We start from the raw sequence: 5,238 nt of genomic DNA, 5'->3' as shown, positions 1-5,238 counted from the left end.
AGTTCCCCCCGCCGGGCCCCCAGATGCAGAAACGTCGTCAGCATCACCATGTCCTGCCCTTCAGCCTTGGCCAACACCTTGAAGAAATCCACCTCCGACGGGACATACCGGGGATGCCGCATCTCAGGGTAGCGCTCCACCGCCCTGAACGGGTTTGGGGCGTCTGGGAAGTTGGGGAGGATTTTTTTGGCCCATTCCCATCCTCGGGCCAGGTTTTTGCGGTCTTTGTTGGCCGCGTTCCCAGACCGAGTCTCTTCTTGGCGGTCCAGGTGCCGCATGGCTTCGGCGGAGGTCAACCCCTCGACCGGGAAGCCCGCCCCGAAGGTTTCGACCAGGGCCTTGAAGGTCGTAACTTTCTCCTTGAGCGTCCCCTTGGCGTTGCGCCGCTTAGCATGGTCAAGATGGGCGTTTCCCCAGCTTAAGACCGTCCAGGAGTCCGTATCGGTTGTCGTCTCGGGCGGGTTCTCCAGGGTCTTTCTGGTTTCCTCCTCCCAGACAACTGCCTTTTTGTACTCCGGCCCGCCCCTTTTCCCGGGACCGAACCACTTGATCGCGACCTGACGGCCGTCCTTTTTGATCTGGGCGCGCCAGCGGCGTTCGTCGCCGCGTTTGCATAACGCTGGCATCGCATAAACTCCTGATGTAGTTGTCAAAGAACCGCAGGCGTCCGGCAACCCAGACACCGCCCAGGTCTTCGGCATACTTGCGAACAGTACGCGGGTCAACGCCGAGAATCTCGGCGACGTCCTTAACTGAGAGGGGTGGCCCGAGTTCGGCCTGGAGGGGGGTGCCCACTGGAGCCTCCGCTGAGGGAGAGCAAAGGTCCAATGGAACGTGGCAATGCGGTCACGGCGACCTCAGAGTCTAATTTTGGCAGAGCATAAGGAGCAGTTTCTGTCTGTCAAGGGGGGCAGCGTGTGTAGCATTGGCGACAGTAACTGATGCAATAACATGCTTAATCACAAAATAATCACTCATAAATACAGAAAACGAGCATAAATAATGATTCAAATTACACAGTATAGTCACAAAAATATTTTTTTGTAGAAAAAATTTTCAAAACCTCTTGCCAATTCTTGTTTTTTGATTTAGATATGGTTCGGCGACGTAGACATTCGCGCTGTCCGTCTTGCCCGTATTAGCCCTGCCCGTATTAGCCCTGCCCGTATTAGCCCTGCCCGTATTAGCCCCACTTATTTTGCCGCATTGTCTTCTGCCTGGATCACGCTCTGGGCGATTTTGGTAGTGTGGATCGTCGTTGCCGCAAGTTCGCGGGAAAATCTGTGGCAAGTCACAGTGCTCGCCATGGGGTTTTATTGCCGACGCGTCTGTCGGAGTGGAGATAATTATGAAGGAATATTGGCTCTTTACGTTCGAAAAAGGGTCCGAACTTGTTGAGGTTGAAATTGTCGACGAAACCAGCGGGGAATATCGAGTAGTCTGTCGCACGCCATGCGAAGACCAATCTTTAGACCTGGCGTCGACGCCGCACGCTTTTCTGATTCGCGTCTTTGAGGTGGAAGGGGAGGTTATCGGTTCGTATCATGCTCAAATCGTTATCGGTCGTGATTTCAGCCGCACGACAGCGGTGGAATTGGCCAAGTTCCTGTCAGCGTTGATCAATTCGGTAGTGGACGCCAAGTTTTTGACACTCAGAAGCAACGCGGAATACGACGATTTTGTCGCAAACTGGGACATCAGTCGTCGCTAGATTGACAGCGTGTGTGTTGGGGGGAGCTGCCTCCCCCCCACCACACGAGTTGTGGAGAATCAAAACCAAATGAAACTATAAAGGGGAGGGCATTATGCACGCTTTGGCCAGATATGTGCTTGTGTATATGGATGACAAAAACGAAGTCCGTCTGCAGGTAGAGAATTCAGAGTCTGGTTATAATGAGGAAATTTCACGAAGCCCTTTTGGTCGAAACATGAAATTCTGCTCTAGCAATGCAGCGCGACTTATGCACACGTATCAAGCCGAAGACTTCTACTTCGAGCAATTAGTCATAACCATTTCTGGATTAGAAATTTGCCGTCTTGACGACGTCGAAATTGAGAATCTTCTTTCAGCCCTCATCCGATACTCCGAGCGCACTGCGGTGCAGAAGGTTGACTCGTTGACAGCGCTTGGTGAATTCGTCGCTGCCCATCGGTAAGCGGGAAGGGATAATTTTTAAGCAAAATGGGAGGGGCTTTGCGCCTCTCCCGCACGGATAGGATTGGAAAATGACACAAACTGCCACATCAACACACAATAAAATCAAGCCGGCCGCTGCGGCGATGAGCATCGTCAATAAAGCTAAAATACTTCGTGATAACGCAGGTGCAGTGTATATACAACATCAGGTAGACGACGGAGGTACAAGATTTTCTCCCTTGTACGATGGTCAATTTGAGGACTGGTTGCACTTGACCTACCTGAACAATACCGGTGATTTTCTGCCCATGTCGCTTGTCAAAAGCATATTCCACGTGATTGCAGCTCGATCAACCACGGCCCCATGCGTCGGCGATGTATTTCTTCGGCACGGGTTTGTAAACGGGAAGCAGTATCTTGATCTTGCGAATGAGGCGAGCGAGATCATTGAGCTTGACGAGCACGGTTGGCGGATGGCCGCAGGGTTCCCTGTTGCATTCCGCCGAACGCCGACCCAGCGCGCGATGGCCACGCCAGCCAGAGACGGCGATGCGACCCGGTTGTTTGATTTTCTGAACGTGGACAGCGCCGAAGATCGCATGCTTATTCTCGCAACGGCGTGCGTTATGCTTTGCCCGCAACTCGAGCGCCCTGTCCTTTCGCTGATAGGAGCTGCTGGAAGCGCTAAAACGTCAGCGGCGCGATTCTTGCGCACGATCATCGACCCGACGGACCCCATCTACAACGACTACCGGCCGGACCGCCGTGAGCTGAGTTTGGTCTTTCACCTAAATGCTCTTCCAGTGCTGGACAACCTCTCCCCAATCCCTCCCTTCGTATCGGACATGCTCTGCAAAGCAGTCACCGGAGGTGGGTTTCAAGCCAGAGCGCACTATACCAACGCCTCGGTGGTGGCATATTCCTACCGCAGAGGGATGATTCTGACCTCAATCCAGATTCCAACCGCCGCGCCTGACTTCCTGAGTCGAGCGGTCGTGATTGAAATGAACCGCCTTACTGAGGCTGATCAGTGTCGCGGGTTGGGCCTAACTGATCGCTTCGAGGACGCGCTGCCTGGGATCCTGGGCGGGATTTTGGATGTCGTCGTTGAAGCCAAAAAGATTCTTCCCCAATTGAAGCCTGTTGCGTTGCCCCGATTGATGGATTTCGGCCATTTCGGTGCTGCTGTGGCGGAAATAGTCGGTTTTGGGGCCGCCCAGTTTCTGGAGGCCGTCCGCGAGAACGGCCGGCGGTATCGCAAAAGAGGCTCTGGCTCTGCCGCCCCTTCGGGTCACGAACCCCTTTTAACGGCGATCCTGAAACTCGTTGGCGGCGGCGGCGGCTTTGACGGCATCACCTCTGAACTCCTGGATGCAATTCAGCCGTATGCACCGACAAGTCTTGGCAACGGGCAGCGTTGGCCCGACAGCGCCGAAAAGCTTGGGGTCGCAATCGGCAAAATCCGAGCGGACCTGGCCGACAATGGCTTTGAAATTATCAAGAAGGCCAGCAGATGGGGGACACGCATCGTCATCCACGCGCAAGAACCGACCGTCGCTTGTATCGTCGAAGAACCGGCGAGTCCATTTGCGGGTGAGGGCGCGGGCCCGGTCAACTCTGTGCCTGAAGCCGACTGCGGCCCCAATTGCCAGGATGACCACGACTCCTGGATTACGGAAATTCCTGTCCAGGTTGTGCCCGAAACGGTTGAGGCGTCTCTGCTCGTTGGCGACCAAAGTCTGCCGAATGAGCCTGACCAAGAGGATGCCGCGCCGGCCACTGAAACGCCCTGCCAGTCGCAAAGCTGTTTGCAATGCTCGAACTGCATGCGCGTGCACGGGGATGAGTTTTTTTGTGGGATTGAGATGGCGGGCGATATTCGCGAAGATGTTGAAGCCGCAATCGCTTGTCCAAGCTTTCTGAGCAGTAGCCAGTCAGCTTTCATTGAAGATTGGGACGAAGGGGCTTACATCAGCGCGTTCTGATGGGGCTGCATTGCTTTGGTTGGGTGGGCGGCTTCGGCCGCCCTTTTTTATTGGGACGCTCTTTTCACGCCGATAAGTGCCGAGGGGGTCAAGGCGATGGTCACCGACGGCGACAAACTCGCGGCCATGGTCATGGACGCGCCAGTGATCGACCTCTTGATTTACGACAACTTGCTCCATCGCCAGGAAGGTTGCGTATGATTCCTGAATCGGTGGTGTCAAGGGTTTTGGTCAGCGCCTCGAGCGCCATTTGGGCCGAGTCGTCTTGGTCGTAGGAGTTTCTAAAGGCGAGCAGGCATGCGGCCAGCAAGGCGATGTCTACGAAACGGAACAAAGATACACCTCCCACGCGTAGACGTTTCATCATCGAATCGCTGGCCTGTTTCCCTGCTGTCGTCTCCCACGCAAGATGTCCCGGGGGGACCGTTGGTCATCGGCGTTGGGGACACCCAGGTGCGCCTGTCGGTTGGCTGCGAAGATGCCGACGACATCATCGCCGATGTGCGCTAGGCTCTGGACGCGGCCCAAAGCGCCTGACCCCTTTGCCCCGAGCCGCGAAATGCTATATAAATTGACATAGCGGTCTGGGACCGCCTAAATCGCCCCACCGGAGACACCATGAAAGCACTGTTCGCAACGCTTGCCGCCCTGGTCCTGGTCATGGCTGTCGGCACCCAGGCCCTGGCCGTGGAAGCGTCCGAAGCCCCCGGGGCAGCGCCCCTGGCCGAGGGCACGCCCTTTCCCGACGTGCCGCTGATCGGCCCCATCTCCCCTGAACTGACCGCGTCCCTGGGGCTGGCCTCCCAGACCAGCCCCACGCCCGTCAGCACGGTCAAGGCCGACGTGCTCGTGGTCGAAATTTTCAGCATGTACTGCCCATTTTGCCAGCGCGAAGCGCCCACCATCAATGCGCTGCAGGCCCTCATCGACAAGCAGAACCTAGGCGGGCGCATCAAGCTGATCGGCATCGGAGCCGGCAATTCCGATACGGAAGTGGATATCTTTCGCAAAAAATTCAACGTCCCCTTTGCCCTGTTCTCGGATGCGGACTTTGCCGTGCACCAGCGCATCGGCCAAGTGGGAACGCCCTTTTTCTATGTGCTGCGCCGCAAGCCC

Annotated in this window: 5 protein-coding genes and 1 pseudogene; 5 read left to right on the top strand and 1 reads right to left on the bottom strand. The window is 55.9% G+C overall.

The annotated features are described in order from the left end of the window. A pseudogene (locus GTA51_RS19880) lies at positions 1 to 725 on the bottom strand (hypothetical protein); the annotation flags it as partial. A 623-nt stretch (positions 726 to 1,348) separates the two neighbouring features. On the opposite strand from GTA51_RS19880, the gene GTA51_RS19875 reads away from it, so the two are divergent. The 5 genes from GTA51_RS19875 to GTA51_RS19850 all read left to right on the top strand — a co-directional run. After that, positions 1,349 to 1,711, top strand: coding sequence for a hypothetical protein (locus tag GTA51_RS19875; RefSeq protein WP_160964234.1), 363 nt, complete (start codon positions 1,349 to 1,351; stop codon positions 1,709 to 1,711). A 94-nt stretch (positions 1,712 to 1,805) separates the two neighbouring features. Beyond that, positions 1,806 to 2,156 carry a hypothetical protein gene (locus tag GTA51_RS19870; RefSeq protein WP_160964233.1) on the top strand — a complete coding sequence of 117 codons (351 nt, stop codon included), beginning with the start codon at positions 1,806 to 1,808 and terminating at the stop codon, positions 2,154 to 2,156. A gap of 70 nt (positions 2,157 to 2,226) precedes the next feature. Continuing rightward, positions 2,227 to 4,122 (top strand): AICE element replication initiation protein, encoded by a 1,896-nt coding sequence (locus tag GTA51_RS19865; protein ID WP_160964232.1) that lies wholly within the window; start codon positions 2,227 to 2,229, stop codon positions 4,120 to 4,122. A 15-nt stretch (positions 4,123 to 4,137) separates the two neighbouring features. Continuing rightward, positions 4,138 to 4,323 (top strand): hypothetical protein, encoded by a 186-nt coding sequence (locus tag GTA51_RS19860; RefSeq protein ID WP_160964231.1) that lies wholly within the window; start codon positions 4,138 to 4,140, stop codon positions 4,321 to 4,323. 417 nt (positions 4,324 to 4,740) lie between these two features. Next, the coding region (locus GTA51_RS19850; protein ID WP_160964230.1) for a peroxiredoxin family protein at positions 4,741 to 5,238 on the top strand (498 nt) is incomplete at its 3' end.

The organism is Solidesulfovibrio aerotolerans (assembly GCF_009856865.1).
GTDB classification, from domain to species: Bacteria; Desulfobacterota; Desulfovibrionia; order Desulfovibrionales; family Desulfovibrionaceae; genus Solidesulfovibrio; species Solidesulfovibrio aerotolerans.
The sequence above is the reverse complement of the archived record's forward strand: the minus strand, read 5'-3'. Positions and strand labels throughout refer to the sequence as shown.

Bases quoted from the DNA above. Each gene is read 5' to 3' on its own strand.
- GTA51_RS19875 (WP_160964234.1), top strand. From the start codon at position 1,349: ATGAAGGAATATTGGCTCTTTACGTTCGAAAAAGGGTCCGAACTTGTT.
- GTA51_RS19870 (WP_160964233.1), top strand. From the start codon at position 1,806: ATGCACGCTTTGGCCAGATATGTGCTTGTGTATATGGATGACAAAAAC.
- GTA51_RS19865 (WP_160964232.1), top strand. From the start codon at position 2,227: ATGACACAAACTGCCACATCAACACACAATAAAATCAAGCCGGCCGCT.